This is a genomic window from Phreatobacter sp., assembly GCF_022843985.1.
In the GTDB taxonomy this organism is placed as follows: Bacteria; Pseudomonadota; Alphaproteobacteria; order Rhizobiales; family Phreatobacteraceae; genus Phreatobacter.
On the sequence record NZ_JALHMP010000026.1, the window covers coordinates 41,431 to 67,351 of the forward strand.

Annotated in this window: 24 protein-coding genes and 1 pseudogene; 18 read left to right on the forward strand and 7 right to left on the reverse strand. The window is 66.7% G+C overall.

Features of this window, described 5'->3' with window-relative positions; translation table 11 throughout:
* Positions 1 to 247 precede the first annotated feature (247 nt).
* The 8 genes from Q0C57_RS16585 (at position 248) to Q0C57_RS16620 (ending at position 9,081) form a co-directional block, all read left to right on the forward strand.
* Positions 248 to 1,741: a replicative DNA helicase gene (locus Q0C57_RS16585; protein WP_296577770.1), complete on the forward strand. Its 1,494-nt coding sequence runs from the start codon at positions 248 to 250 to the stop codon at positions 1,739 to 1,741.
* Between the two features lie 4 nt (positions 1,742 to 1,745).
* A complete protein-coding gene (gene alr, locus Q0C57_RS16590; protein WP_296577771.1) occupies positions 1,746 to 2,849 on the forward strand; it encodes an alanine racemase in 1,104 nt (367 codons plus the stop codon).
* A 1-nt stretch (position 2,850) separates the two neighbouring features.
* Entirely contained in the window at positions 2,851 to 4,266 is a 1,416-nt protein-coding gene (radA, locus tag Q0C57_RS16595) for a DNA repair protein RadA (protein ID WP_296577773.1), read from the forward strand.
* A gap of 24 nt (positions 4,267 to 4,290) precedes the next feature.
* Positions 4,291 to 4,941: a DUF502 domain-containing protein gene (locus Q0C57_RS16600; RefSeq protein WP_296577775.1), complete on the forward strand. Its 651-nt coding sequence runs from the start codon at positions 4,291 to 4,293 to the stop codon at positions 4,939 to 4,941.
* Positions 4,942 to 5,111: 170 nt separating this feature from the next.
* On the forward strand, positions 5,112 to 5,720 hold the full coding sequence (locus Q0C57_RS16605) for a CvpA family protein (RefSeq protein WP_296577777.1): 609 nt from the start codon (positions 5,112 to 5,114) through the stop codon (positions 5,718 to 5,720).
* 125 nt (positions 5,721 to 5,845) lie between these two features.
* A complete protein-coding gene (gene purF, locus Q0C57_RS16610) occupies positions 5,846 to 7,348 on the forward strand; it encodes an amidophosphoribosyltransferase (RefSeq protein WP_296577779.1) in 1,503 nt (500 codons plus the stop codon).
* Between the two features lie 22 nt (positions 7,349 to 7,370).
* Positions 7,371 to 8,117: an SDR family NAD(P)-dependent oxidoreductase gene (locus Q0C57_RS16615; RefSeq protein ID WP_296577781.1), complete on the forward strand. Its 747-nt coding sequence runs from the start codon at positions 7,371 to 7,373 to the stop codon at positions 8,115 to 8,117.
* A 109-nt stretch (positions 8,118 to 8,226) separates the two neighbouring features.
* Positions 8,227 to 9,081, forward strand: coding sequence for an outer membrane beta-barrel protein (locus tag Q0C57_RS16620; RefSeq protein WP_296577783.1), 855 nt, complete (start codon positions 8,227 to 8,229; stop codon positions 9,079 to 9,081).
* Positions 9,082 to 9,150: 69 nt separating this feature from the next.
* Here Q0C57_RS16620 and Q0C57_RS16625 read toward each other — a convergent pair whose 3' ends face one another.
* The gene (locus tag Q0C57_RS16625; protein WP_296577784.1) at positions 9,151 to 9,567 is read right to left on the reverse strand and encodes a helix-turn-helix domain-containing protein; all 417 of its coding nucleotides are present in this window, start codon (positions 9,565 to 9,567) and stop codon (positions 9,151 to 9,153) included.
* 102 nt (positions 9,568 to 9,669) lie between these two features.
* On the opposite strand from Q0C57_RS16625, the gene Q0C57_RS16630 reads away from it, so the two are divergent.
* A complete protein-coding gene (locus Q0C57_RS16630; protein WP_296577786.1) occupies positions 9,670 to 10,281 on the forward strand; it encodes an NAD(P)-dependent oxidoreductase in 612 nt (203 codons plus the stop codon).
* Between the two features lie 30 nt (positions 10,282 to 10,311).
* On the opposite strand, the gene der is transcribed toward Q0C57_RS16630, so the two are convergent.
* The 3 genes from der to Q0C57_RS16645 are packed head-to-tail and all read right to left on the reverse strand — an operon-like array spanning position 10,312 to position 12,672.
* Positions 10,312 to 11,715, reverse strand: a complete 1,404-nt coding sequence (der, locus tag Q0C57_RS16635; protein WP_296577788.1) for a ribosome biogenesis GTPase Der — start codon at positions 11,713 to 11,715, stop codon at positions 10,312 to 10,314.
* 17 nt (positions 11,716 to 11,732) lie between these two features.
* The gene (locus tag Q0C57_RS16640) at positions 11,733 to 12,005 is read right to left on the reverse strand and encodes a hypothetical protein (protein ID WP_296577789.1); all 273 of its coding nucleotides are present in this window, start codon (positions 12,003 to 12,005) and stop codon (positions 11,733 to 11,735) included.
* 19 nt (positions 12,006 to 12,024) lie between these two features.
* The gene (locus Q0C57_RS16645) at positions 12,025 to 12,672 is read right to left on the reverse strand and encodes a tetratricopeptide repeat protein (RefSeq protein WP_296577790.1); all 648 of its coding nucleotides are present in this window, start codon (positions 12,670 to 12,672) and stop codon (positions 12,025 to 12,027) included.
* A gap of 407 nt (positions 12,673 to 13,079) precedes the next feature.
* On the opposite strand from Q0C57_RS16645, the gene Q0C57_RS16650 reads away from it, so the two are divergent.
* A complete protein-coding gene (locus Q0C57_RS16650) occupies positions 13,080 to 13,556 on the forward strand; it encodes a hypothetical protein (RefSeq protein WP_296577792.1) in 477 nt (158 codons plus the stop codon).
* A 113-nt stretch (positions 13,557 to 13,669) separates the two neighbouring features.
* Positions 13,670 to 14,170 carry a hypothetical protein gene (locus Q0C57_RS16655; RefSeq protein WP_296577793.1) on the forward strand — a complete coding sequence of 167 codons (501 nt, stop codon included), beginning with the start codon at positions 13,670 to 13,672 and terminating at the stop codon, positions 14,168 to 14,170.
* On the opposite strand, the gene Q0C57_RS16660 is transcribed toward Q0C57_RS16655, so the two are convergent.
* Positions 14,160 to 14,510: an ArsC family reductase gene (locus tag Q0C57_RS16660; protein ID WP_296577795.1), complete on the reverse strand. Its 351-nt coding sequence runs from the start codon at positions 14,508 to 14,510 to the stop codon at positions 14,160 to 14,162. The genes Q0C57_RS16655 and Q0C57_RS16660 overlap by 11 nt on opposite strands.
* 59 nt (positions 14,511 to 14,569) lie before the next feature.
* Complete coding sequence (locus Q0C57_RS16665) at positions 14,570 to 14,797, reverse strand: hypothetical protein (protein ID WP_296577797.1); 228 nt, start codon at positions 14,795 to 14,797, stop codon at positions 14,570 to 14,572.
* A gap of 265 nt (positions 14,798 to 15,062) precedes the next feature.
* On the opposite strand from Q0C57_RS16665, the gene Q0C57_RS16670 reads away from it, so the two are divergent.
* A complete protein-coding gene (locus Q0C57_RS16670) occupies positions 15,063 to 15,488 on the forward strand; it encodes a hypothetical protein (protein WP_296577814.1) in 426 nt (141 codons plus the stop codon).
* Here the strand turns inward: Q0C57_RS16670 and Q0C57_RS16675 are convergent.
* A pseudogene (locus Q0C57_RS16675) lies at positions 15,401 to 15,598 on the reverse strand (CopG family transcriptional regulator); the annotation flags it as partial. The gene Q0C57_RS16670 and the pseudogene Q0C57_RS16675 overlap by 88 nt on opposite strands.
* Before the next feature lie 231 nt (positions 15,599 to 15,829).
* Here Q0C57_RS16675 and Q0C57_RS16680 point away from each other — a divergent pair.
* From Q0C57_RS16680 to Q0C57_RS16705, 6 genes are all read left to right on the forward strand, one after another.
* Positions 15,830 to 17,083, forward strand: coding sequence for a serine hydrolase (locus Q0C57_RS16680; protein WP_296577799.1), 1,254 nt, complete (start codon positions 15,830 to 15,832; stop codon positions 17,081 to 17,083).
* A gap of 689 nt (positions 17,084 to 17,772) precedes the next feature.
* The gene (locus tag Q0C57_RS16685) at positions 17,773 to 18,762 is read left to right on the forward strand and encodes a membrane fusion protein MtrC (RefSeq protein WP_296577801.1); all 990 of its coding nucleotides are present in this window, start codon (positions 17,773 to 17,775) and stop codon (positions 18,760 to 18,762) included.
* Entirely contained in the window at positions 18,762 to 21,866 is a 3,105-nt protein-coding gene (locus Q0C57_RS16690) for an efflux RND transporter permease subunit (RefSeq protein WP_296577804.1), read from the forward strand. The genes Q0C57_RS16685 and Q0C57_RS16690 overlap by 1 nt, the downstream gene beginning before the upstream one ends.
* Positions 21,863 to 23,242 carry an efflux transporter outer membrane subunit gene (locus Q0C57_RS16695; RefSeq protein WP_296577805.1) on the forward strand — a complete coding sequence of 460 codons (1,380 nt, stop codon included), beginning with the start codon at positions 21,863 to 21,865 and terminating at the stop codon, positions 23,240 to 23,242. The genes Q0C57_RS16690 and Q0C57_RS16695 overlap by 4 nt, the downstream gene beginning before the upstream one ends.
* Before the next feature lie 4 nt (positions 23,243 to 23,246).
* Positions 23,247 to 23,924, forward strand: coding sequence for a response regulator transcription factor (locus Q0C57_RS16700; RefSeq protein WP_296577807.1), 678 nt, complete (start codon positions 23,247 to 23,249; stop codon positions 23,922 to 23,924).
* Positions 23,921 to 25,270 (forward strand): HAMP domain-containing sensor histidine kinase, encoded by a 1,350-nt coding sequence (locus tag Q0C57_RS16705; protein WP_296577809.1) that lies wholly within the window; start codon positions 23,921 to 23,923, stop codon positions 25,268 to 25,270. The genes Q0C57_RS16700 and Q0C57_RS16705 overlap by 4 nt, the downstream gene beginning before the upstream one ends.
* Positions 25,271 to 25,921: the final 651 nt, after the last annotated feature.

Below are 25,921 nucleotides of genomic sequence, written 5' to 3' on the forward strand. Positions count from 1 at the left end.
ACGCTGCCGCCGAAGTCTTGGCGCCCGCCACGCTTGCTTGGTAGCGACCGTGGCGCCGCCGCCACAGCCGGGCACCCGCGCCCCCGCACGCAACGGGGGGCGGAGTCAACCGGCTGCAGCGGTTTCTCCCTCTCGCATCGTCCGAGGCTGTGAGAATCGGGGAGATCGGGCGATGATGGTGTTTGCTGCCACCGGCCTTGCTCCGGCCTGCTAGACAGGCTCGTCCCAGCCCAGACCCAGAAGCTCCATGTCCGCCCTGCCCGCCCTGAAATCCATCGGTCCGTCCGACCTGCCGTTCCGCCAGGCCCCGCACAATATCGAGGCGGAGCAGGCACTGCTGGGCGCGATCCTGGTCAACAACGAGGCCTTCTACCGCATTTCGGACTTCCTGGAGCCGAAGCACTTCTTCGATCCGCTGCACCAGAAGATCCACGAGATCGCCTCGCAGCTGATCCGGGCCGGCAAGATCGCGACGCCGGTGACGCTCAAGACCTTCATGAACGACGCCGCCATCGATGTCGGCGGCATGACCGTGGCGCAATATCTCGGACGCCTCGCGGCCGAGGCCACCACCATTATCAATGCGGAGGATTACGGCCGGGCGATCTATGACCTCGCCATTCGCCGCAACCTCATCCTCATCGGCGAGGGCATGGTCAATATCGCCTATGACGCGCCGGTGGACATGCCACCGCGCACCCAGATCGAGGACGCCGAAAAGAGCCTGTTCGAACTCGCCGAGACCGGCCGCTATGACGGCGGCTTCCGGCGCTTCACCGACGCCATGGCGCGCGCCCTCGACATGGCCGCGGCAGCCTATCAGCGTGATGGCAAGCTGTCGGGCATCTCAACCGGCCTGACCGATCTCGACCAGCGCCTCGGCGGCCTGCAGCATTCCGACCTCGTCATCCTCGCCGGGCGCCCCGGCATGGGCAAGACGGCGCTGGCCACCAACATCGCCTTCAACATCGCCAAGGCCTACAAATTCGAGGTCGAGCCTGACGGAACGCACAAGACCACGAATGGCGGCATTGTCGGCTTCTTCTCGCTGGAAATGAGCTCCGACCAGCTCGCCACCCGTATCGTTGCCGAACAGGCGGCGATCCCCTCCTACAAGATCCGCCGCGGCGACCTGCGCGAGGACGAGTTCTACAAGCTCACCCAGGCGGCGCAGGAGATCCAGGCGCTGCCGCTCTACATCGACGATACCGGCGGCCTGTCCATCGTCCAGCTGGCGGCGCGGGCCCGGCGCCTGAAGCGCCAGCGCGGCCTTGATTTCATGGTGGTGGACTATCTCCAACTGCTGTCGGGCTCGTCGAAGAAAGGCGAGAACCGGGTGCAGGAGCTGACCGAGATCACCACCGGCCTGAAGGCGCTCGCCAAGGAGCTGCATGTGCCGATCATGGCGCTCTCGCAGCTCTCCCGTCAGGTGGAGAGCCGCGACGACAAGCGCCCGCAGCTGTCGGACCTGCGCGAATCCGGCTCCATCGAGCAGGATGCCGACGCCGTCATGTTCGTGTTCCGCGAGGAATATTACCTCAAGAACAAGGAGCCGAAGCCCGGCACCGAGGAACATCTGAAATGGCAGACCGACATGGCGCAGGTCCATGGCCGCGCCGAGGTCATCATCGGCAAGCAGCGCCACGGCCCGACCGGCACGGTCATGCTGCAATTCGAGGATTCGGTGACGCGCTTCTCCGACCTCGCCGATGCCGACCGCCTGCCCGAACGGTTCGAGTGAGCGCATGACCATCCCGCTGCACGAGGCCGGCGCCGTCCTGACCATCGACCTCGGCGCCCTCGCCGCCAATTACCGGGTCCTCGCCGCCATGGGCGGCGGCGTCGCCACGGCTGCGGTGGTCAAGGCGGACGCCTATGGCCTCGGCATCGACAAGGCCGGCCCGGCGCTCGCCGGGGCCGGCTGCACGACCTTCTTCGTGGCACACCTCTCCGAGGCACGCCGCCTGCGGGCGGTGGCGCCGGGCGCCACGATCTATGTTCTGAACGGCCTTTTCGGCGCGGCGCTCGACACTTACCTGCAGCACGATATCCGCCCGGTCCTTGGCAGCCGCGAGGACGTGGAGATCTTCGCCGCCCATTGCGAGACGGTCGGCCGCCGCCTTCCCGCCGCGATCCATGTCGATACGGGCATGAACCGGCTCGGCCTCGACCTCGCCGAGGCTGCCCTGCTCGCCGAGCCCGGCGCAGCATCGCTGGCCTTCGAGCCCGCCCTTCTCATGAGCCATCTGGCCTGCGCCGACGAGCCGGGCCACCCGCTCACCGCCCGGCAGATCGACCGGTTCCATCAGATCCGGGGGCTGTTTCCCGGCATTCCCGGCTCGCTGGCCAATTCCGCCGGCTGCACCCTCCCCGCCGCCCGTCACGACCTGATGCGGCCGGGAATTGCGCTTTACGGCGCCCGTTTCGTGGCGGGACGCGACCCGCTGGCGGCGGTCGTCCGCCTTGACGCGCCGATCGTCCAGGTGCGCGGCATCCGGGCCGGCGACACGGTCGGCTATGGGGCCGCCTGGACAGCCGGGCGCAACAGCCGCATCGCCGTCGTCTCGGTAGGCTATGCCGACGGCTATCTCCGCCAGGCCGGCTCCACCGATCGCAAGACCGGCGCGCCGATGCGGGTCAACGGCGTCATCTGCCAGCCCGCCGGCCGGGTTTCGATGGACCTCCTCGCTATCGACGTGACCGATGCGGGACCGGTCACCGCCGGTGACAGCGCGACCCTCATCGGCGACGGTATCGGTGTCGACGATGTCGCGGAGGCCGCCGGCACCATCGGCTACGAGATCCTGACGAGCCTCGGCAAACGCTACCATCGCCGCTATACCGGCTGACATGGCCCGCTCGACCACCACATTTGTCTGCCAGTCCTGCGGCGCTACCTATGGCCGCTGGCAAGGCAAGTGCGAGAGTTGCGGCGCATGGAACACCATCGCCGAAGAGACCGTGGCGACGACCGGTGTCGGCGGCGCCCCGGCGAAGGGCGGCAAGACGCGCGGCCGGGCCTTCGCGCTGGCCGGACTCGACGGGGTCAACGATCAGGCGCCGCGCACCGAGACGCAGGTCGGCGAACTCGACCGGGTCTTCGGCGGCGGCCTCGTCAAGGGCTCGGTGATCCTGATCGGCGGCGATCCCGGCATCGGCAAGTCGACCCTGCTCATCCAGGCCTCGGCGCGGCTCGCCCGCATGGGCCACCGGGTCGTCTACATCTCCGGCGAGGAGGCGGTCGGCCAGGTGCGGCTGAGGGCCGAAAGGCTGGGTCTTACGGCGTCGCCGGTCGAACTCGCCGCCGAGACCAATGTCGAGGACATTGTCGCGACCCTGTCGGAGGGCGTCACGCCACGGTTGGTGGTGATCGACTCGATCCAGACCATGTGGACGGATTCGGTGGAAAGCGCGCCCGGTACGGTCAGCCAGGTGCGCTCGGCCGCGCAGGTGCTCATCCGCTATGCCAAGAAGTCCGGAGCCGCCGTGATCCTCGTCGGCCATGTCACCAAGGACGGGCAGATTGCCGGCCCGCGCGTCGTCGAGCACATGGTCGACGCGGTGATGAGCTTCGAGGGCGAAGGCGGCCACCATTTCCGCATCCTGCGGGCGGTCAAGAACCGCTTCGGCCCGACCGACGAGATCGGCGTCTTCGAGATGACCGGCAAGGGCCTGCGCGAGGTACCGAACCCCTCGGAACTGTTCCTCGCCGGGCGCGATCTCGGCGCTCCCGGTACCGCCGTCTTTGCGGGAATGGAGGGCACGCGGCCAGTGCTGGTCGAGATCCAGGCCCTCGTCGCCCCCTCCACCCTCGGGACACCGCGGCGGGCGGTGGTGGGCTGGGACCCGGCGCGCCTGTCGATGGTGCTGGCGGTGCTCGACGCCCATTGCGGCGTCAGGCTCGGTGGCTACGATGTTTATCTCAACGTCGCCGGCGGCCTCAGGATCGCCGAGCCGGCGGCGGATCTGGCGGTTGCCGCGGCGCTGGTGTCGTCGCTGTCCGGCGCGGTCCTCCCGGCGGACGCGGTCTATTTCGGCGAGGTCAGCCTCTCCGGCGCGGTCCGGCCGGTGGCGCAGGCCGCGGCCCGCCTCAAGGAAGCCAAGAAACTCGGCTTCACCAAGGCCGTCGTGCCGGAGATCGCCCGCGGCGAGATGAGCGAAGCCGGTCTTTCGGTCCAGGCCGTCACCGGACTGTCAACGCTGGTCGCCGACATCGCGGCCTCCGGCGTGGGACGGGACAGACCGAAAGCGGCGGCCGGGGCCTGACCCGGCGCGAGGGGGAGATTGACCATGGGCAATCTGAGACGCGTCTTCCTGGCCGGCGTCCTCCTGCTGCTGCCGCTGGCGGTGACCGCCTTCGTCGTCGTCTGGTCGGTGACCTTCGTCTACGGCTTCGTCGGCCCCGGAACCGGGGTCGGCCGGTTCCTGACCTCGCTCGGCCTCGGATTTTCGTCTTCGTCCCTGGCTGCCTATCTCGTCGGTATCCTGATGGTCGTCGGGCTGATCTACCTTCTCGGCCTGATCGCCATCGTGCTGCAGGAGCGGCTGCAGGATGCCCTTGACCGCATCATGCGGCGGATCCCGCTGATCGGCACCGTCTACGAACTGTCACGCCGTTTCGTCTCGATGGTCGACCGCAAGGATGCTGACGGGTTGAAGAGCATGAGCCCCGTCTGGTGCTTCTTCGGCGGCGAGCCGGGCGGGGCAGCGGTGCTCGCCCTCCTCCCCTCGCATGAGCCTGTCATGGTGGGCGATCAGCGCTATCTCGGCATTCTCGTGCCGACCGCGCCAGTGCCCATCGGCGGTGGCCTGATCTACGTGCCGGAACACTGGGTAAGTCCAGCGGATATCGGCATCGACCAGTTGATGAGCATCTATGTCTCGATGGGCGTGACGCCGCCCAAGGCCGTGACATTGCCCGCAGCCAGTCCGCGACCCTAGCGCGACACATGTTGCCGGCGCACGCCATAATTCCGGCCGCGATCCATGGTGAGGATCGCCCGCACCCTTGACGGGGTGACGCGGGCCACCCGCCTCGCTATAAGCGCGAGGTCGCGCACGGGTTCTGGTGACTCGCGGCGCCCGAACACAGCATTCCGGAGCCGAAATCGATGCCGGTCACCTATCTCGATATCGGCCTCGCCGCGATCATGCTGATCTCCGCGCTGCTGGCGATGGTACGTGGCTTCGTCCGCGAGGTTCTGTCGATCGCCTCGTGGGCCCTGGCGGCGATCGCGACCTGGTACGCCTATCCGCGGCTGCTGCCGATCGCTCAGACCCAGGTCTCGAACGAATTGCTGGCAAAGGCGATCGTCATCGCCGGTGTGTTCCTGACCGTGCTGGTCGTGGTGTCGCTGATCACCATCAAGATCTCCGACGCCATCCTCGACTCCAAGATTGGCGTGCTGGACCGTACCCTCGGCTTCCTTTTCGGCCTGGGACGCGGGCTCGTCATCGTCGTTGTTGCCTTCGCTTTCTTCACCTGGCTTGTTCCGGGCCCGAACCGGCCGGACTGGGTGACCCGCGCCAAGTCCTATGCCCTGCTCGAACAGACCAAGGACTGGCTGATCGCCCAGTTGCCGCAGGACATCGAGGGATCTGACATCCTGCGCCGCCTCAACCGGACGACTCCCGGCACCACGCCGCCGGCGGCGGGCACGCCGCCCGCGACCGCGACACCGCCCGCCGCACCGGGGGCGACGCCGCCACGCCAGCCCTGAGGCTTGTGCCGGCTGTTCTCTCGGCGCATGGTCGCCGTGCATGGGAGGGACCTATCGTTCCGGCGGATCAGCTTGCATATGACGCGACGGGCTGACGACCGAGGTTTTCCAGCGATGAGGATGCGATGACGCAATCCCTTGAAGTCCGCCACGACGAGGCTGACGAGCCGGCCGGCGACGGGCTTGTGCTCGACGTCGATACCGACCGGCTGCACGAGGAATGCGGTGTCTTCGGTGTCTACGACCATCCCGACGCCGCGGCGCTGACCGCGCTCGGTCTGCATGCCCTCCAGCACCGTGGCCAGGAGGCGGCGGGCATCGTCTCGTTCGACGGGGCACGATTTCATTCCGAGCGGCGGATGGGCCTCGTCGGCGACAATTTCTCCCGCCGCGAGGTGATCGAGCGTCTGCCAGGACAGTCCGCCATCGGCCATACCCGCTATTCGACCACCGGCGGCAACATCCTGCGCAACGTCCAGCCGCTCTTCGCCGAACTCGAGACCGGCGGCTTTGCCGCCTGCCACAACGGCAACCTCACCAACGGCCTGACGCTGCGCCGCCGCCTCATCGCCGACGGGGCCATCTACCAGGCGACTTCGGACACCGAGGTGATCCTCCACCTTGTCGCCCGGTCGCGCCGCAACCGCTTCGTCGACCGTTTCATCGATGCGCTGGGCCAGATCGAGGGCGGCTATGCCTTCGTCGGCATGACCAACAAGAAGCTCATCGGCGCCCGCGACCCTCTCGGCATCCGCCCGCTGGTGATCGGCGAGCTCGACGGCAAGTTCATCCTGACCTCGGAGACGGTGGCGCTCGACATCATCGGCGCCCGCTTCGTGCGCGAGGTCGAGAACGGCGAGGTGGTGGTGATTGACGAGCGTGGGCTCGAGTCGATCAGGCCCTTCCCGGCCCGCCGCAAGCGCCCCTGCATCTTCGAATATGTCTATTTCGCCCGTCCCGATTCCATCGTCGACGGCAAGAACGTCTACGGCATGCGCAAGCGCATCGGCGCCATCCTCGCCGAGGAATCGAACGTGCCGGCCGATGTCATCGTGCCGGTGCCGGATTCCGGCGTGCCGGCGGCCATCGGCTATGCCCAGGCCTCGGGCATTCCCTACGAGCTCGGCATCATCCGCAACCATTATGTCGGCCGCACCTTCATCCAGCCGACCCAGTCGGTGCGCGACCAGGGCGTCCGCATGAAGCATTCCGCCAACCGTGCGGTGATCGAGGGCCAGCGCCTCGTCCTCGTCGACGACTCGATCGTGCGCGGCACGACCTCGCGCAAGATCGTGCGGATGATGCGCGATGCCGGCGCCAGCGAAGTGCATTTCCGCATCGCCTCGCCGCCGATCAAGTTCCCCGACTATTACGGCATCGACATGCCGGACCAGGACAAGCTGCTCGCCGCGCATATGTCGATCGACGCGATGCGCGATTATCTCGGTGTGGACTCTCTGGCGTTCATCTCGATCGACGGTCTCTATCGGGCGCTCGGCGAGCCGGGGCGCAATGCTGCGCAGCCCCAGTTCACCGACCATTATTTCACCGGCGACTATCCCACGACCATCACCGACCTCGTGGGCGAAGGCGCCAAGCAGCTCTCGCTGCTGGCCGAGGCGAGCTGACGAGGACGGCCTCGAGGACCCCATGACCGACAGACCCTTTTCCGGACGCATCGCCTGCGTCACCGGCGCCTCGCGCGGGATCGGCCGCGCCACGGCCCTCGCCCTCGCCGCCGGCGGCGCCCAGATCATCGCCGTGGCCCGCACCCAGGGCGGCCTGGAATCCCTCGACGACGCCATCCGGCAGGCTGGCGGCCTTGCGCCCACCCTGGTGCCGCTCGACCTCCGCGATGGCGACGGGCTCGACCGCCTCGGCCTCGCGATCCACGAGCGCTGGGGCCGGCTGGACGTGCTGGTGGCCAATGGCGCCATCCTCGGCCCGATCTCCCCGCTCGGCCACGTCGTGCCGAAGGACTGGGACCAGATCGTCGCCGTGAACCTGACGGCGCAGTGGCGCCTGATCCGCTCCTTCGACCCGCTGCTGCAGGTGTCCGAGGCAGGGCGGGCGGTCTTCGTGACGTCAGGCGCCGCGACCAAGTGCCGGGCCTACTGGGGCCCCTATTCCACCACCAAGGCGGCGCTCGATGCCCTCGCCCGCAGCTATGCCGCCGAAAACGAGACGACGAAGGTTCGCGTCAATCTGTTCAACCCGGGGCCGATCCGCACGACCATGCGGGCCCAGGCCATGCCGGGCGAGGATCCGCAGACGCTGGAGCCGCCCGAGGCGGCCGCGGAGGCCATCGTCGCGATGTGCCGTCCGTCGGTCACGGAGAATGGCCGGCTCTACGATTATCCGGCGCGCAGCTGGAAGAGTTTCCGCGACCCGGCGTGAGCCGCCAGGGAGTCGAACACGGCTGCTGAACCCTCGGCACTGTGGTGGCCGCGTCACGGTGGACAGCCGGTTTTATGGTACCGTGTTCGCTCTTGGCGGAGGTTTGGGCATGGCGATTCGTTTTTTCGCGATCCTGGCAGTCGGACTGGCTGCGTCCACCGCGGCCGCCGCGCAAACCATTGCGCCGCTGCCGCCCGCCGCCGCGAATCTCTGGTCCGGCGGCTATGTCGGCGTGACCATCGGTGCGGCGGTCGGCTCTCGTGGCCTGACCTACACAGGCAATGACGAGGCCATCATCCGCCGACTGACCGGTGTCTCCTCGTTCGCGGGCAACCAGGCGGTCCCCTCCCACGGGGTCTCGCTGTCGGGCGTCACAGGCGGGTTGGTGGCCGGCTATGACATGCGCTCGGGTACGCTGGTCGCCGGCATCGTGGCCGACCTGAACATCACCTCGCTCGCTGGCCGCGGCTCCGGGACGAGTAACCTGTTACCGCCCTCGTTCACCCAGACGATCACGGCGGAGCAGCGCGTCGGATGGTGGGCGACGCTGCGCGGCCGTCTTGGCCTGGTGGCGTCCGACCGTGTCCTTGTCTATGCGACCGCAGGCCTCGCGCTCGCCGACGTGCGGAACGGCAGCAGCTACCGGTTCGACGGCCCAAGTGCATTTGTCAGCGGAGGCTTAGGAGGGGTTTCGTACATCTGCACGGCTCCCGGCATCCCGTGTTTCACTGGCTCTCAGTCGAGCATCAAAGCAGGGCTCGCGGCCGGGCTCGGCATGGAATTCGCGATTGACGCCCAGTGGAGCGTCAGCGCCGAGTATCTCTATGTGCGACTCGCGAACAGCAACGCCACCGCAACGACCGTAAGAACGATTTCGCCCGGCGATCGGCCGAGCAGCTATCGCGCCGCGTTCGGCGCGACGGATTTCCATACCGGCCGCATTGGTCTGATCCGGCGGTTCTGACGGTCGCCGCAGGCTTCGGACCCGCGGGACCTGTGAACCTAAGCCGGGATTGAGACGGTACCAGAGTTCCTATCCCTGCCGCTGCTCCGCGTCGTAGCGGGCCTGTGCGGCCTCGACTGCGGCGATATGCGTCTCCGCCCAGATCCGCAGCGGATCGACGGCGGCGTGCAGCGTTCGGCCCAGCGGCGTGATCGAATATTCCACCGTCACCGGCACGGTCGGAATGGCCCGGCGCGCGACGAGCCCGTCGCGCTCGAGGCTCTTCAGCGTCTGCGACAGCATCTTCTGGGACACGCCACCGATCATGCGCTTCAGGGCGTTGAAGCGCTTGGTGCCATCCGCCAGCAGGATGAGGATGAGCACGGCCCATTTGTCGGCGACGCGGTCCAGAACCCGGCGTGTCGGACACTCCGCCACGAAAACATCCGGCGTCAGGTCCTTCGGCAGGGGCCGAGGCGCCAGTTCGATGATGCGGGGCTCACCCATGGTTCCCTCCACGTGACCACGTGACCGAAAAGTGCCTTCTTTCGAAAGCGATTACCATTCGCTATCTAGTCTCCATCGGATACTAGCATAAGGAGATACCCGATGAAAGTCGTCCTGCTTGGCGCCTCCGGCATGGTCGGATCGCGCATCCTCGCCGAACTCTCCAGCCGCGGCCATACGGTCACCGCGCTGGCCCGCAAACCCGACGGCATCGCCGTCCTGCCGGGCGTCACGGCGAAGGCCGTCGACGCTTTCGACCGCATCGCCCTCGCCGAGGCCTATCGTGGCCACGACGTGGCGATCTCGTCGGTGCACTATCTCGCCTCCGATGCGGACACCCTGATCGGTGCGGCGAAGGAATCGGGCGTGCCGCGCTATCTGGTCGTCGGCGGCGCCGGCAGCCTTGAGGTGGCGCCGGGCGTGAAGCTCTTCGACACGCCGCAGTTTCCGGCCATCTATCTCAACGAGGCCAGGGCGGGCGGCGCCTTCCTCGACAAGCTCAAGACCGAGCCGAAGCTGAACTGGACTTTCCTGTCGCCGGCGGCCGTCATCCAGCCGGGCGAGCGTACCGGCCAGTTCCGGCTTGGCGGCGACCAGTTCTTCGTCGATGCGGAGGGCAACAGCGCCATTTCGGCGGAGGACTATGCGATCGCGTTCGTGGACGAGCTGGAAACGCCGAAGCACGTCCGCAAGCGTTTCTCCGTGGCCTACTGAGCCAGCAGGCGGGGGCGCCCCGGCGTCCCCTCACTGGATCTTGCGGCCGGTCTCGGCATAGGGGTTGTCGGTCTTCTTCAGGTGAAAGCGGATCGGCGTTCCCTGCAGGTCGAAGCTCTCGCGCAGCCCGTTGACCAGATAGCGCAGATAGCTTTCGGGCAGCGCCTCGGGGCGCGAGCAGAAGGCGACAAAGGTGGGCGGCCGCGTCTTGGCCTGCGTCATGTATCGCAGCTTGATGCGGCGGCCGGTCACTGCCGGCGGCGGGTGGTGGTCGATGGTCTCTTGCAGCCAGCGCACCAGGGTGCTGGTGGAGATGCGCTTCTGCCAGGGCACGCGGGCGTCGAGGATGGCCTGCATGACGCGGTCGAGTCCCTGACCGGTCTCGGCCGAATTGGCGACGACCGGACAGCCCTTGATCTGCGGCAGCCAGTGATCGGTCTCCTCGCGGAGCTTGGCCGCCTTGCCGCCCTTGTGCGGCACGAGGTCCCATTTGGTGAAGGCGATGACGACCGCCCTGCCCTCCTTGGAGGCGAGATCGGCGATGCGCAGATCCTGATCCTCGAAGGGCTTGGTGGCGTCCATGCAGACGACGACGACCTCGGCGAAGCGGATCGACCGCAGCGCGTCGGCCACCGACAGCTTCTCCAGCTTGTCCTCGATGCGCGCCCGCTTCCGGAGCCCTGCCGTGTCGACGAGGCGGAACTTTCGGCCGCCCCACTCCCAGTCGACCGAGATGGAATCGCGGGTGATGCCGGCCTCGGGGCCGGTCAGCAGACGGTCCTCGCCGATCAGGGCGTTGACCAGGGTCGACTTCCCCGCATTCGGGCGGCCAACGATGGCGACGGCGATCGGCTTCGACAGGTCCTCCGGCGGCGCCTCCTGGTCGCCCTCGGGGACATCGGGCGCAGCCTCGTCCTCATCCGGGTCAGCGTGGACGGGCGGCGGCATCAGGGCAGCGAGAGCCTCGTAGAGCTCGTTGATGCCCTCGCCATGCTCGGCCGAGAGCGGCACGGGATCGCCGAGGCCCAGCGCGAAGGCCTCGTAGGCCCCGGCCATGCCGACCTTGCCCTCGCTCTTGTTGGCCGCGAGGATCACCGGCTTGCCCGACTTGCGGACGAGTTCGGCGAAAGCGCGGTCGTCGGGAGTCAGGCCGATGCGCGCATCGATCATGAACAGCACGGCATCGGCGAGGCGGATGGCCTCCTCGGTCTGGGCCCGCATGCGGCTCTCCAGGCTGCCCTCGCGGGTATCCTCGAGGCCGGCCGTGTCGATGATGGTGAATTCAAGGTCGCCAAGGCTCGCCTCGCCCTCGCGCCGGTCGCGGGTCACGCCCGGCCGGTCGTCGACCAGCGCGATGCGCTTGCCCACGAGGCGGTTGAACAGCGTCGACTTGCCGACATTGGGCCGGCCGACGATGGCGAGCGTGAAGGTCATTGTGGGGGCGATGCGGGTCAGCGGCCGCGCGCCGGTGCGGCGGCCGGGGGGGGCTCGGCGGGAGGCGGCGCGGCACCGATCGGCGAATTGGCCGGCTGCTGGATCGAGCGGTCGATGCCGGGTACGCCCTCGGGGAAGACCGGGCGACGGTCGCCGGCCAGCGGCGGACTGCGACGCTCGAACATCGCGGGAATATCCTGCAGCGTCTCGCAGCCGGCGAGGGCGAGGCCCAGGCCGGCGAGCATGCCGGTACGCAGGAGGAGTCGGCGGTCGGGGCGATAGGTGGTCATGACGGTTTCCCGAAAGTGCTCAGCTGCCGCTGGCGGAAAAGACGGTGGACATGAGATCGGCGCGGCCGCGCACGCCCTGGGGCGACTCGCGGTCATCCTGGATGGCCTTGATCCAGCGTTCGGCGGCCGGGCGATCCCCGGCCTTGAGGGCTGCCAGCGCCAGGATCTCGCGCGCCGAATGACGGAAAGAGCCGTCGGCGGTGGCGAGCGGCTCAGCGCGGCGGGTGAGTTCGGCCGGCGGGGCGCTGTCGATCAGCGCATAGGCGGCGCGCAGGCGCGCCAGATCCTGGAGAACGGGCCCGATGCCAGCATCGGCAGCGAGCGCGTCGAAGGCCGCGGCGGCGGCAGGCTTGTCGCGGACGGCCAGTTCGGTCGCCTGGCGGAACCGCGCCAGGATCCGGTAGCCGGACGGGGCTTCGGCGGCGAGCGCGGCGAACTGGGCTTCGGCCTCGGTGCCACTGGTCCGCGACAGGCGCAGGGCCGACTCGAAGCGCGCTCCGGCGGCGGCCGACCGCTGGGCCTGAAGGTGATCGTAGAAGCGCCAGCCGCCGACCACGAACACGACGGTGACGGCCGCGCCGACGATGACGGGCCAGAACTTCTTCCACAGGGTCTCGAACCGCGCCCGCCGCAGGTCTTCTTCAACTTCGTCGAAAATATCGGCCATGGTCTCAATCCAGCTGCGACGCCCGATGCGGGTCGCGCGAGCCCCTGTCGGAAGCGGCGGAACCTATCAACTCCCCCTGTCGGACGCAAACGCGGCACGAAGGCGGCGGCATAGCCTCTGTCGACCAGAAAAACCAAGTTTGTGGAGAAAAGCAGACAGACCCGGCGGTGAAATTCGGGCTGCTCCCCATCACCGCCACATTTGCAGATCATGCAGGGATCGCGTTCATCGCTATTGGCCCGCGGCTGGCTCCTCGCGGCGGGACATGGTAGCGGTCCATTGCTTCACCTGCCCTTGGTCGAATGAAACACGTTCCAGTGACATTTTCCGACGCAGCGCAGCCCATCCCGTCCGACGCCGCGGCGCTCGTCGGCACGGCCCCCTATGATCCGATTCAGGAACGCATGGTGGCGCGCCGCCTGCGCGGGGCCCGCTGGCGCCGTTTGTTCATGATCAGTGTCGCCGTCGCGATGGCGGCTGGAACCGCCGCCGTGTTCACCATGTCCAATCGCGAGATGATCGAGGCCGAACTGACCCCCGCGCCGGTGATGGCCGTGCCGGCGGCGGTGCCCGAGGCCCCGGCGTTGGCATCGAGCCAATCACGCCCAGTCAGCCTGCCCGGCACCGAGGCCGATCCCAACAAGGCCCAGGCGCGGGTGATCGTCCCGGCCGATCCGGTGCCGCCCGTCGCCACGGCTGGTGCGCCGACCGATCCGGCGCCGCTGCAAATGCGGGCACCGGCGGCCGCCGCGCCACGCAGCATTTCCTTGCCGGGCGTCCCGCCGCAGCCCGGCGCCCCCGCCGCGGAGGAGGATCCGGCGCTTCCAGGCACGGCTCTCGGTTTCGCGCCCCTTCCGGCGCCGCGCCCGGCCCGCGCGCCGTAGCGGCGCAGACCCTCTCCCCTGCGTCGAAACATGGTTCCTGCCGGGAGGCGTGGAGCCGCAATCTCCGCCGCGCCATGATGCCAGGGCCGGACGACCGGCGTGGGGGAACGATGATGCGCATTTTCGGTTGGGCACTGCTCTGGGCGGTGATCGGTCTCGTCGGCGGTTTCGTCGCAGCCGTCATCATCGGCGCGATGCTCTTCGACTTCTTCAAGGTGTCGCAGTTCGAGGGCGCCGCCGCGATGGGGCTGTTCTTCGTCATTGCTCCCATCGTCGCCTGCATCACCGCGCTCGTCGCCGGAACCAGCGCCGCTTTCGTCACGCATCGCCGCCAGAGACAGCGTGCCGACGGACAGGCCGCCCCTTCACAGCCCTGGGGACGCGGCCCCCGGGCCATCCTGGGGGCGGCGATCGGGCTGGCCGGCGGCTATGGCGCGGCCCTGCTCGGGCTCCTCGCCTATCTCCGTCTTTCCGGCTCGGAGTATTTTTCCAGCGAGGCCTTGGCGCAGGTGGCGGCGCTGGCGCCGTTCATGGGCGCGGCGGCCGGTTGCGGGCTGGGGCTGTGGATCGCCCTGCGTGACCGGGGACCCGCGCCGGGCGCGATCAGCGGTTGAACAGCCTGGCATAGAGTTCCGGCTTGAAGCCGACCGTGGCTGTTCCCGCCGTCTCCAGGACCGGTCGCTTCACGAGGGTCGGATTGGCGAGGATCAGGCGCGCGGCCTTGTCGCGGTCGAGATCGGTCCGGTCCGCTTCGTCCAGCTTACGAAAACTCGTGCCGGCGCGGTTGAGGACGGCCTCCCAGCCGAGGGCGTCGAGCCAGCCGGCGAGGCGCCCGGCGTCGAGCCCCTCGGCGCGGAAGTCGTGGAAGCGATAGGCGATGCCGGCCTGATCCAGCCAGGCGCGGGCCTTGCGGACCGTGTCGCAGGTGGTGATGCCATAGAGTGTGACCGTCATGGGACCCTTTCAGCCCTGTCCTGATGCGGACTGCGCCAGTCGGCAAGACGCTGCCACCATCAGCCCAGCGCGTCCAGATAGGCCTCGATCTCGTCGAGATCGGCGGAGAAGAGATAGCCCTTGTCGCCGAACACGATCGCCATCGTCCGGGCGTCACGCAGCATGTAGCCGCCATGGGCGAGGACCTGCTTGTCCGGCTTTTGCGCCGTCATCAGATGCAGGCCCAGCCGGACACAGAGGCGCTTGACGCGGCGCTCGCGGGACGGTGTCGACGTCTTGTAGCTCATGCGCAGGTGCCCAGAGGATCAGTTCATTCCCACTCGACTGTCTACATCCCCGTAACGGCGTGGAAAATATAAGAAATGAGCTTCTGTTACGGTCTCTTTCCGACCGTGAGGCCGTCAAGACGCGACGCTCCCGTTTCGATTTGGAAAACGGCCTGAGTGATCGTCTCGCGGTTTCGGCATCTATCGAGCCCTCACGCGTCCCGCGCATAGGCATGGAGCGGTTATCCTCGGTGAGGCGCTTCAAGGTTCCCTCGTCGACGCCAGCATGGCGAAGCAGCGCCATCATCACGTCGGACATATGCGTGTAGGGGCGCTGGCTGCCGCCGCCGGGCTTGGCCGGATCGTACCAGCCGACGTCGTGGCTGATCAGCAGGTTGTCCGTGTGCCCCGCCTCCAGGGCCCGCAGGATCAGGCCCTTGACCTCCTCGTCGGGGTCGCGGGAGACGTGGTCGTATTTGGCCCAGGCGCCGCGCGACACCGCCGCGTCGTGAAAGCCGAGGTCGGTCGCCTTCTGGGTATGAACCCAGATGAAGCGGCTCGCCGTGTAGCCCTCGTTCTAGATGATGTCCATCGTCTGCAGCGCGACCCGGCCGCGCATGGTGTGGCGGCCGATTGCGCGGCCGGCGGGAGCGGCGGAGTGATCATCAGCCAGAACCGGACGAACAGGGCGAGTATCGCTGCGGTCACGTAGAGGTCGCGCTCCAAACGCTGGACCTGGCGGGAGCGGCGGTCGGCGCCGTCGGGCGAGGGGAAGGACGCGACCGCGGCTTCGATGATGGCCGAGCACGGGAGGCGCTTGCGGCCGTCGACGCCCTTCATGCCGTCGCCAGCTATCTCTGCGTCGCTTCTTTCTGCCGATTGATCAGTGTGGTAGGTTGATAGACGGACCGCAAGGCGCGAGCAGCGGACCGCCGCATCGACCGTGCCGACGCGCCGTTTCAACCCGCTCAATATCCAAAGTTCCCCGCTGGAGCATGGCGGCACGGCCTCGACGCTGGGGATACGCCACGCACAGGCCGGCTGGGAGGCACGATGAAGCGAACTGGGTCGGTCACACTTGTCGTCTGCCTTCTCTTCGGATCGCTCGCGCGCGCCGAACCGCCAAGCGGGTTCGACGAATGGCTCGAAACCGAGCGCGCGCGGGCGGGCGTACCGGGCGTGAGCATCGCCGTGGTGAGCGACTTCGAGGTCAAGTGGGCTGCCACCTCCGGGCTCGCCGATGTCGCGCGCGGCACCCCCGTGACGACCGACACCCTTTTCCAGGCGGCCTCGGTGAGCAAGCCCGCCGCGGCGCTCGCCCTGATGATCGCGCTCGCGCGCCACGGCCTCGATGTCGAGGACGAGGTCGATGCGGTCCTGGATCGGTTCCCGCCCTTCGGCGCGGCGCGACCCTGGCGTCTCGCGAACCCCTATCCCGGCAAGGTCAGCGTCCGCATGCTGCTGTCGCATACGGGCGGAACGAACGCGTTCCACTATTCCGGTTACCGCTACGCCTACGGCGCCGTGCCGCCGCATCCGATCGATCCGCTTCCTTCGCTTGCCAACGAACTGTTCGGCGAGCCGCCGGCGAACACGCCGACGGTCGCCGTCGATCGTCCGCCGGGGAGGACCTGGATTTACTCGCCTGCCGGCTACACGGTGCTTCAGGCCATGTTGACGGGATTGGAGGGCAAGCCCTTCGCTGCGGCCATGGACGATCTGCTGCTGAGGCCTCTCGGCCTGACGGCGGATACTTTCGAGCAGCCTGTCTCGCCCGCGCATGCCGCCCGCCTGGCGACGCCCTACGTCGCGAAGGATGTGCCGCTTGCCGATGGGGCACGCGTGTTCGTCGCCTCGGCGTCCGGTGGCTGGACGACCACGCCGACCGGCGTAGCAACCGTGCTGATCGCTGTGCAGAAGGCGCTCGCCGGAACGCCACAGGGTGAGATCACGCCAGACATCGCGCGGGCCATGATGGTGCGGCAGCCAGGTGCGACGCCGGAGGGCCAGTGCTTTTCGACCGCCCAGCCCGGCAAGGAGGCGTGCAGGACCTCCTGGGGCCTCGGTTTCGACGTGAATCTGACCAAGACGTTCGAACACGAACCGGACGGCAGCCCGACCGGCACGTGGTTCGGGCACAGCGGTTTCAACTCGGGGTACCTGACGCTCGCGGTCGCCTCGAAGACAGGCGGCAAGGGGGCGGTGATCATGGCGAACATCGCGCCGGAGGACATGGCCGGCGACGTTCCCCAATGGCCGTTCATGATGAAGGTCGCCAAACGGATCGCCGAAGCGGAAGGCTGGTGACCGCAAGGCCGGCCGGCCGCCCTCCGCCCGCCCAGAGACCGCCGTCGGGGTGAAATCTCGACCCGCAGGCGTTATGTCTCGCTCGCGTTGCGGCCGTTCGCAGCCCTCACTCCCACTCAATTGTTTGAGTACATCATAAGTCATTGTTGTGAATAGGTTTATTGTCGATTTAGCTGGCCCAGCCCGCCCCAAGGGCCGTCATTTGATCAAGCTATTGAAATAATTGGCGAAATCGGCGCGAAAATTTTATCGCGCTTCCAGCATCTATCGACATCTTTTCTGCCTTTTAAGCCGATTTTGACTGCCAGACCTCACTCCAAGAAGAACCAGAAAAGTACCGTCACTGACCTCCTTCGGCAAGCGGCCAGTCCCAAGCCTTGGTCGTCATACGATCTGGAGCCAAGCTCATGCGCCGGTTGCCAGACGGGAGTGACCAGCTGGCGGTTTGTGTCATCAATTTTCCCGCTCGGGAAATTGCCACGGCAATTTGCGCTTGATTGCTGAGAGTTTCCCGATCGGGAAATTCTGCGCCTCGAGGTATCGCGCTACGCTTCGCAGAGTTTCATCGATGGTTGCCACAATCGCTTTTCAACTCGCGACTCCGTGATCGTGCCTTAGTTCATCCAAACATTGGGAAATTGTATAGCGGGGCCAACACTGCCCCAATGCTCGCTTTGTATGCGTCAGCAATGCTGAACCGTTTCGCATCTGCCGCTCTCTTCCCGGCCATGTTTTTGACAGCCTGTGGAAGTGATCCCGCTCCTCCCCCCAAGGCCCCGGTCCACAGCGAGGCGATCGCCCACGAGACCGAACTTGTCCGCCTGAAGCTCACGCCGGAAGCGCAGAAGCGGCTCGGGATTGTGACCGAACGGATCGGGACGGGCACCGCATCGGCAATGCGCATGACGAGCGGTGAGATTGTCATCCCTGCGGGGGCCGGAGGCGCGCCGATCAACTCCGCCAGCAATCTGCAACAGCTGGCTGCCCAGCAGGTCGCAGCCGACGGCGAACTGGCGCGGGCGTGGGCACAGCTTGCTCTGGCGCGCGTGGCCTATGATCGCGCCTCGGCATTGGTTGACGAGGAAGCGGGCAGCATTCGCGCGCGTGATGAGGCGACTGCGGCGCTCGGCTCGGCCAAGGCTGCGGCCGACGCAGCGGCAGCCCAGCGCCGCCTGCTCGGGCCGGCGGTGGCGAGCCTTGGCAACCAGCGCTACGTCTGGGTGCGGGTGCCGGTGTTCGGGAGCGATCTCGCCGGGCTGCAACAAGGCCAGTCGGCGCTGATCTCGCCGCTTGGACAGGACGGCGCGAAACGATCGGCGCGGCCCGTCGATGCGCCGCCATCTGCCAATGCAGTGGCCGGCACCGTCGATCTCTATTTCGCGCTCGATAATCGTGATCGGGCATACCGCGTCGGCCAGAGGGTCAGCGTCGCGCTCCCGCTTGCTGGTGGAAGGAGCGAAGGGCTGTCCGTGCCGACCTCTGCGATTCTGAGCGACATCTATGGTGGTGAATGGGTCTATGCCAAGACCGAAGCCGACACCTATGTGCGCCAGCGCATCGAGGTGGCAGCAACGGAAGGCGGCCGCGCGATCCTGTCGCGGGGCCTGCGGCCCGGCACGCTAGTGGTCACCGCAGGTGCGGCTGAGCTGTTCGGAACCGAGTTCGGGGTCGCACACTGATGCTGGCCTGGCTGGTTCGCTCCGCGCTCAAGCAGCGCGTGCTGGTGCTCGCCATGGCGGCGCTGCTGGTGGTGCTCGGCTTGCGCGCGTCTGCCGATGTGCCGCTTGATGTGTTCCCCGAGTTCGCTCCGCCTATCGTCGAGATCCAGACCGAAGCGCCGGGCCTGTCGACCGAGGAGGTCGAAAGTCTGATTACGGTGCCGATCGAAACCGCGGTCAACGGCGTGCCTGATCTGGCAACTCTCCGCTCGAAGTCGGTGCTGGGCCTCTCCTCGGTGACGATCCTGTTCGAGCGTGGCACCGATGTGATCCGCGCCCGCCAACTGGTGCAGGAGCGCGTGGCGCAGGTGCAAGCGCGGCTCCCTGCTGCGGCCCGCCCGCCGGTGATGCTACCGCCGCTATCCTCCACGAGCCGGGCGATGAAGATCGGCATCTCGTCGAAGAAGCTCGACCAGATGCAGCTCTCCGAGCTGGTGCGCTGGACGATCCGGCCCAAGCTGATGTCGGTGCCGGGCGTCGCCAATGTTGCCGTCTGGGGCTACCGCGACCGGCAGTTGCAGGTACTGGCCGATCCCGACCGGCTGCAAGCCTCGGGCGTCACGCTGGCTGAACTGCGCGCGGCGACCGGGGATGCAGTGCTGGTCGGCGGCGGCGGCTTTGTCGATACGCCCAACCAGCGACTGCCCGTTCAGCAGGCAGGCGCGATCCAGACCGCCGAGGACCTCTCCCGCACAGTCATCAAGATCGCAGGCGATGCGCCAGTGCGGATCGGCGATGTTGCACGGGTCACCGATGGCTTTGCGGCGCCGATCGGCAATGCGATCATCGACGATGGTCCGGGCATCATGCTGATCGTCGAGAAGCAGCCGACCGGTAACACGCTCCAGCTGACCCGCGATGTGGAGGCCGCAGTCGACGAGCTGCTGCCCGGCCTTAAGGATGTGAAGATCGACACGACGATCTTCCGTCCGGCAACCTTCATCGAGAAGTCGATCGACAACCTGACCCGAGCACTGATGATCGGCTGCCTGCTGGTGGCGATCGTGCTGTTCGCCTTTACCCGTGATTGGCGACAGGCGACGATCAGCCTGGTGGCGATCCCGCTGTCGCTGCTGGCGGCGGGCCTCGTGCTGCTGTGGAGCGGGGCGACGATCAACACCATGGTGATCGCCGGGCTGGTGATTGCCCTTGGCGAGGTGGTCGATGATGCGATCATCGATGTCGAGAACATCGCCCGCCGACTGCGCCTGAACCGCGAGGCGGGCAATCCGCGTTCGGCCTTTGCTGAGGTGCTCTCGGCCTCGCTCGAAGTGCGCACGGCGGTCGTCTTTGCCTCTCTGATCGTCATGCTGGTGTTCCTGCCGATCTTTTTCCTCGGCGGGGTGGCGGGGACGTTCTTCCGGCCACTGGCCATTGCTTATGTGCTGGCGATTGCCGCCTCGCTGCTGGTGGCGCTGGTCGTTACCCCTGCGATGTGCCTGATGCTGCTGCCGAATGCGCCGATGAAGGAGCATCGCGACACGCGCTTTGTTGCCTCGCTCAAGCAGCGCTATCTTGGCGTCCTGCCCCGGCTGATCGAACGGCCACGGCTTGCCATGGGCATCGTCGCGGGCGGCTTGCTGCTTTCCGGCGTAGGCTATCTGGGATTCAAGGACCAGTTCCTGCCCGATTTCCGCGAGACCGACTTCCTGATGCACTTCGTCGAGAAGCCGGGTGTCGGTATCGAGGCGATGGACCGCATCACCATCCGCGCCTCGAAAGAGCTGCGGGCCATCCCCGGTGTGCGCAACTTCGGCGCGCATATCGGGCGTGCCGAGGCTGCCGACGAGGTGGTCGGTCCGAACTTCACCGAGCTGTGGATCAGCCTTGACGATGAGGCCGACTACGACGCCAGCGTCGCCCGCATCAAGGAAGTGGTCGAAGGCTATCCCGGCCTTTACCGCGACGTGCTCACCTATCTGCGCGAGCGCATCAAGGAGGTGCTCTCGGGCGCTGGTGCGACCGTGGTGGTGCGGATCTACGGCCCCGATCAGGGCGAGCTGCGCGCCGCAGCGGAGCGGGTTCGCGGCAAGGTCGCCAGCATTCCCGGTGTGACCGACCTCAAGGTCGAACAGCAGGTGCTGGTGCCGCAGATCCAGATCCGCCCGCGCGCCGCGGATCTCGTTACGCTGGGCCTCACGCCGGGAGAAGTGCGTCGGCAGGCCCAGACCCTCGTGGCGGGCGAGAAGCTGGGCGAAATCTATCGCGACCAGAAGGCTTTCGATGTCGCCTTGTGGGGCGAGCCTGAAATCCGCGGCGATCAGCACGCGCTTGCCGATCTGATGATCCAGACCCCAGTCGGCGCGCCGGTGCGCCTGCGCGACGTTGCCGATGTGGTGATCGTGCCCGCGCCCAACGAAATCAAGCGCGAGGACGGCCAGCGCCGTCTCGATGTCACGCTCAACATCGCCAGTGATGCCGATCTCGGAGCCGTAGCGCGCGGGGTCGAGGCGGCGGTGAGCGAGGTGCCCTTCGCCACCGGCTACCACCCAGAGATCCTCGGCGAATATGCAGCGCTGAAGGAATCGCGCGAACGGCTGTGGACGGTGGGCCTTGCCTGCCTCGTGGGTATCCTGCTTCTGGTCTGGCTGGAGTTCCGTTCCGCCCGGATTACCGCGCTGGTGGGCCTCAGCCTGCCCTTTGCGCTGGTCGGCGGGGTCATCGGAGTTGCGCTGACCGGCGGGGTTCTGTCGCTTGGATCGCTGGTCGGCTTTGTCACCGTGATCGGGATTTCGGCGCGCAACGGGATCATGCTGCTCTCGCGCTACGATCACCTGCGCCGGTTCGAGGGCGAGGAGTTCGGCCCGGCCCTGATCCTTCGCGGCGCTCAGGAACGTCTCGTGCCGATCCTGATGACCGCGCTATGCGCTGGCCTCGCGCTGGTGCCGCTGGTGATCGCGGGCGACAAGCCGGGTCACGAGATCGAGCATCCCATGGCGATCGTCATCCTCGGCGGCCTGATCTCTTCGACCGCGCTCAACCTGTTCCTGATGCCCGCGCTCTATGCCCGCTTCGGCAAGGAACGCCCGGAGCCCGACCCCGAACTGGCGGAGGCGGTGGCATGAAGCGGTTTGTTCCCCTCGCGGCGCTGATGGTGACCGCTTGTGTTACGCCGTCGCCGCCGACAGCAACATCCATCGATCCAACGATCGTGGCTGGGTCTTTCCCGAGCCTGCCGGTTGCCTCGATCGAGCCTGTGCCCGATGATTGGTGGCGGCTTTACGACGACCCCGTGCTTGACCGCTTGGTAGAAGCCAGCCTTGCGGCCAATGCCGATCTCAGGGTGGCCTATGCCAATCTCGATGGCGCGCGCGCAGCGCTGCGTCAGGCGCAAGCCGCCCGGCAGCCTCAGACCACGATCGAGAGCAGTCTCGGCATCGATAATCCCGCCAATCAGCCGAGCGCATCGGGTAATGTGCCGACCACCGACTACGATCTGGCGGTGACGGCAAGCTGGGATGCGGACCTGTTCGGACGGCTCCGATCAGGCGCATTCGCGGCCCGCGCCGATGCGGAAGCGCAGGCCGCTGCGCTCGATGGGGTAAAGGTCGCGGTCGTCGCCGATACGGTTCTGGCTTATGTCGATCTGTGCGGCGCAACCCGCAGCCTTGCCGTCGTGGGAGAACAGGTCGCGCTTCAGGACCGCGCGCTGACAATCACCCGCAGCCAGTTGGCGGCAGGCGAGGTTTCCCCGGTGGAAGTGTCGCAGGCCGCAAACCTTGTCGCCACGACTAAGGCAAACATCGCACCGCTGGAAGCAGCGCAGGCTAATGCGCGCTACCGCCTCGCCACGCTCGCAGGTCGTCCGGCGGGAGATGCCCGCAGCAATCCCATGACTTGCACCGTGGCGCCGAAACTGCGCGCTGCGGCTCCTGTCGGCGATGGCACAGCCTTGCTACTGCGTCGCCCGGACATCCGCGAAGCCGAACGTCGCCTTGCTGCCGCCACCGCGCGAATCGGTGTTGCGCGTGCCGATCTCTACCCCCGCATCAATCTTGGCGGGGCGCTGGGCCTGCTGAGCGGGGGGCTGGTCGCCACGGGCTCGCCGCTCGTGAGCTGGACCTTCCCCAATCGGGCTCCGGCCCGCGCACGTATCGAACAGGCCGAGGCAACCGAGCGGGCTGCCCTTGCTGGGTGGGATGTCGCGGTCCTCCGGGCGCTGCGTGACGTCGAGACGGCGCTTGCGGCCTATGATGGCGAAGTGCGCCGCAACCGGGCGCTGACCGAGGCCCGCGATGAAGGACGCCTCTACGCTCGCCGTGCCGAGGCTCGCGTCCGGCTTGGCGATGCGGCGCCGCTCCTGCGGGTCGATGCCGACCGGACGCTGGCGCAAGCCGAACTCTCGCTGGCGCAGTCCGAACTCGCCGTAGCGCAGGCGCAGGTGGCGCTGTTCCGCGCGCTTGGCGGTGGCTGGCGGACCGGCCGTGAGCCACTAGAATAGCCGCATGAGAATCCTGATCGTCGAGGACGATACCGAAACCGGCCAGTTCATCGCCCGCGGCCTGGCCGAGCTGGGACATCAGGTGGTGACCAGCGACGACGGCCGCGACGGGCTGTTCCAGGCGACCGATGGCGGTTTCGATGCCATGGTGGTCGATAGGATGCTGCCGGGCCTTGATGGACTGTCTCTGGTCAAGGCTTTGCGTGCTGCCGGGAACACCACCCCGGTGCTGATGCTGACCGCCGTCAGCGGGATTGCCGACCGGGTCGAAGGGCTCGAAGGCGGGGCGGACGATTATCTGGTCAAGCCCTTCGCCTTTACCGAACTGGCGGCCCGCCTCCATGCGCTGGGGCGTCGGCCTTCGGCGGCAGCGGAGCCTGCGCGGCTGACAGCAGGTGACATCGTGCTCGATCTGCACCGCCGCACCGTCACACGCGCAGGTCGCAAGATTGCGCTCCAGCCCCGCGAGTTCACCCTTCTGGCCGAACTGATGCGCAACCCCGGACGAATTATGACCCGCACCATGCTGCTCGAGAGGGTTTGGGATTTCGACTTCGACCCCAAGACCAATATCGTCGAGACCCATCTCAGTAGGTTGCGCTCTAAGCTCAACGCCGGGTTCGATAGCGACCCGATCGAAACCGTGCGCGGTGCAGGCTATCTCATCAGGGACGGCGGATGAAGCGCTGGTGGCGCGGCACGTTTGGGTTGGTGGCTGCCGTCGCTTTGGGCTTTGCGCTCGCGACGCTCGTGATCGGCGCGGTGGCATTCGAGACCACCCATGAGGCGCTCGAACTGCAACTCGATCATCGCATCGCCATCGAAACGCAGGCGCTGATCGACGAAGGGCAGGACGGGCATGAGGGCGTGGCCGCTGCCATCCGTCGGCGCGAGGCGGCAAGCAGCACGGCGAGCCTCGGCTACCGGCTCGTCGATGCGCAAAACAGAACCGTAGCGGGATCGCTCGATACGATTGTCCCACCAAAGCCCGGCTATGTCGAACTGCTGCCTTACAAGGTGGACGGCGAGGAGCGGATCGCGCAATCGCTGACCACGGTCCTCCCGGGTGGCTACCGGCTGCTTGTTGGAGCGGATCGCGCCGCCATCGACGAAATGGACAACCGCTTCATCCTCCTGTTTCTCGGCGCATTCGGCGCGATGTTGCTACTAGGCATTGGTGCGGCATGGCTGGTGGGTATCGTCACACGCCGCCGCCTTGCCCGCATCGATCAGACTGCGGCTGCGATCATTGCTGGCGATCTGTCGCGGCGGGTTCCCCTAGCCGGGAGCGGCGACGAGTTCGACGGCGTGGCTACGACGCTCAACCGGATGCTCGATCGGATCGCAGGGCTGATGGAGAACCTGCGCCAAGTCTCAAGCGATGTCGCTCACGATCTGCGCACGCCGCTGACGCGGCTGCAAAACCGGCTCGACGAGGCCCTGCGCGAGCACGACGCCGTGCTTCAACGCGAGGCCATCGAGGCTGCCGCCGGGGAAGCAGGTGAGTTGCTGGAGGTCTTTTCCGCCCTGCTGCGGATTGCGGAGGTCGAAGGCATGGCCGCCCGCGCGCACTTCCAGACGGTGGATCTCAGCGCGGTGGTGGCCGATGTGGCGGAGGCGTTCCGACCCTCAATGGAGAGCAGCGGCCACCAGCTTGTCACCAGCATCGCGCCCGCCCTGACTATGCGCGGCGATCGCAGACTGCTGCAACAGATGCTCACGAACCTGCTCGACAATGCCGCGCAGCACACGCCGCAGGGAACGACCGTCCACATCGTCCTCGAAAGCACCCATAATGGCATCAGCCTCGCCGTCACTGATGATGGTCCGGGCGTGAGCGAGAATGAGGCGCCAGACCTCTTCAATCGGTTTGCACGGGTCGACCGCAGCCGATCAACGCCCGGCCATGGTCTGGGGCTGGCCATGGTTGCGGCAATCGTTGCAGCGCATTCTGGTAAAGCCACCATCACGCCTCGCCCGGGTTTTGGCGTCCATATCAATTTTGAACGACACCGAGCGGTTTGTTAGCAGCGACTACTCACATCTCAGGAGCATTGTCAGTCAGCCCGACCGAATTTGGCTAATAACTTTCAAAACCTATCGCAGACGAAGCTTACGCATATCTGCGCTGCAGGCGCCAATCTCCGCCGTTTCTACGCCCCGTCACTCCCACTCGATTGTGCGAATCCCGCATAAGTATTTGAAAACTCGATGGTAAGTGCCCGGTCTGACGGTCATTCTCCGACTGTGAGGCCGTCAAAATACTACGCTTTTGATTTCATTGAGAAATCGCCCAAAAAAATATTTTTGTAGTTTCTGTATCTATCGGCATCATTTGCCGTCAGGTTGCACTTTAGAGCGTCCCTGCGAGCGTTCAAACCGCGCTCGAAAAGTACCGTCACCTCGCATCGGGTATCAGATCTGAGCCGCCAACGCGAGCCCAACATCTTTGTCTCTGCACCGACTAAGAACATCTCCGCTTGCTGCATCGAACGGGCCGAGATCGAACATAGTCCTGGCTGGAATTGCCGCTGCGCAAGCCTGGTACGGTTCGACACCTCCCACCGTCAAGAAGTGAGAGCCTATCCGTTCCGTATCAGATGATCGAAAGCATCACCCTCTTCTTCTTCCTCCTGAAAGCGTGGGCCATCTGCCTCAAATTGCAGCACGGTTATTTCC

What these genes read in the sequence shown, in the direction of transcription:
- Q0C57_RS16585 (WP_296577770.1), top strand. Translation starts at nt 248, where the DNA reads ATGTCCGCCCTGCCCGCCCTGAAATCCATCGGTCCGTCCGACCTGCCG.
- alr (WP_296577771.1), top strand. Translation starts at nt 1,746, where the DNA reads ATGACCATCCCGCTGCACGAGGCCGGCGCCGTCCTGACCATCGACCTC.
- radA (WP_296577773.1), top strand. Translation starts at nt 2,851, where the DNA reads ATGGCCCGCTCGACCACCACATTTGTCTGCCAGTCCTGCGGCGCTACC.
- Q0C57_RS16600 (WP_296577775.1), top strand. Translation starts at nt 4,291, where the DNA reads ATGGGCAATCTGAGACGCGTCTTCCTGGCCGGCGTCCTCCTGCTGCTG.
- Q0C57_RS16605 (WP_296577777.1), top strand. Translation starts at nt 5,112, where the DNA reads ATGCCGGTCACCTATCTCGATATCGGCCTCGCCGCGATCATGCTGATC.
- purF (WP_296577779.1), top strand. Translation starts at nt 5,846, where the DNA reads ATGACGCAATCCCTTGAAGTCCGCCACGACGAGGCTGACGAGCCGGCC.
- Q0C57_RS16615 (WP_296577781.1), top strand. Translation starts at nt 7,371, where the DNA reads ATGACCGACAGACCCTTTTCCGGACGCATCGCCTGCGTCACCGGCGCC.
- Q0C57_RS16620 (WP_296577783.1), top strand. Translation starts at nt 8,227, where the DNA reads ATGGCGATTCGTTTTTTCGCGATCCTGGCAGTCGGACTGGCTGCGTCC.
- Q0C57_RS16625 (WP_296577784.1), bottom strand. Translation starts at nt 9,567, where the DNA reads ATGGGTGAGCCCCGCATCATCGAACTGGCGCCTCGGCCCCTGCCGAAG.
- Q0C57_RS16630 (WP_296577786.1), top strand. Translation starts at nt 9,670, where the DNA reads ATGAAAGTCGTCCTGCTTGGCGCCTCCGGCATGGTCGGATCGCGCATC.
- der (WP_296577788.1), bottom strand. Translation starts at nt 11,715, where the DNA reads ATGACCTTCACGCTCGCCATCGTCGGCCGGCCCAATGTCGGCAAGTCG.
- Q0C57_RS16640 (WP_296577789.1), bottom strand. Translation starts at nt 12,005, where the DNA reads ATGACCACCTATCGCCCCGACCGCCGACTCCTCCTGCGTACCGGCATG.
- Q0C57_RS16645 (WP_296577790.1), bottom strand. Translation starts at nt 12,672, where the DNA reads ATGGCCGATATTTTCGACGAAGTTGAAGAAGACCTGCGGCGGGCGCGG.
- Q0C57_RS16655 (WP_296577793.1), top strand. Translation starts at nt 13,670, where the DNA reads ATGCGCATTTTCGGTTGGGCACTGCTCTGGGCGGTGATCGGTCTCGTC.
- Q0C57_RS16660 (WP_296577795.1), bottom strand. Translation starts at nt 14,510, where the DNA reads ATGACGGTCACACTCTATGGCATCACCACCTGCGACACGGTCCGCAAG.
- Q0C57_RS16665 (WP_296577797.1), bottom strand. Translation starts at nt 14,797, where the DNA reads ATGAGCTACAAGACGTCGACACCGTCCCGCGAGCGCCGCGTCAAGCGC.
- Q0C57_RS16670 (WP_296577814.1), top strand. Translation starts at nt 15,063, where the DNA reads ATGGCGAAGCAGCGCCATCATCACGTCGGACATATGCGTGTAGGGGCG.
- Q0C57_RS16680 (WP_296577799.1), top strand. Translation starts at nt 15,830, where the DNA reads ATGAAGCGAACTGGGTCGGTCACACTTGTCGTCTGCCTTCTCTTCGGA.
- Q0C57_RS16685 (WP_296577801.1), top strand. Translation starts at nt 17,773, where the DNA reads ATGCTGAACCGTTTCGCATCTGCCGCTCTCTTCCCGGCCATGTTTTTG.
- Q0C57_RS16690 (WP_296577804.1), top strand. Translation starts at nt 18,762, where the DNA reads ATGCTGGCCTGGCTGGTTCGCTCCGCGCTCAAGCAGCGCGTGCTGGTG.
- Q0C57_RS16695 (WP_296577805.1), top strand. Translation starts at nt 21,863, where the DNA reads ATGAAGCGGTTTGTTCCCCTCGCGGCGCTGATGGTGACCGCTTGTGTT.
- Q0C57_RS16700 (WP_296577807.1), top strand. Translation starts at nt 23,247, where the DNA reads ATGAGAATCCTGATCGTCGAGGACGATACCGAAACCGGCCAGTTCATC.
- Q0C57_RS16705 (WP_296577809.1), top strand. Translation starts at nt 23,921, where the DNA reads ATGAAGCGCTGGTGGCGCGGCACGTTTGGGTTGGTGGCTGCCGTCGCT.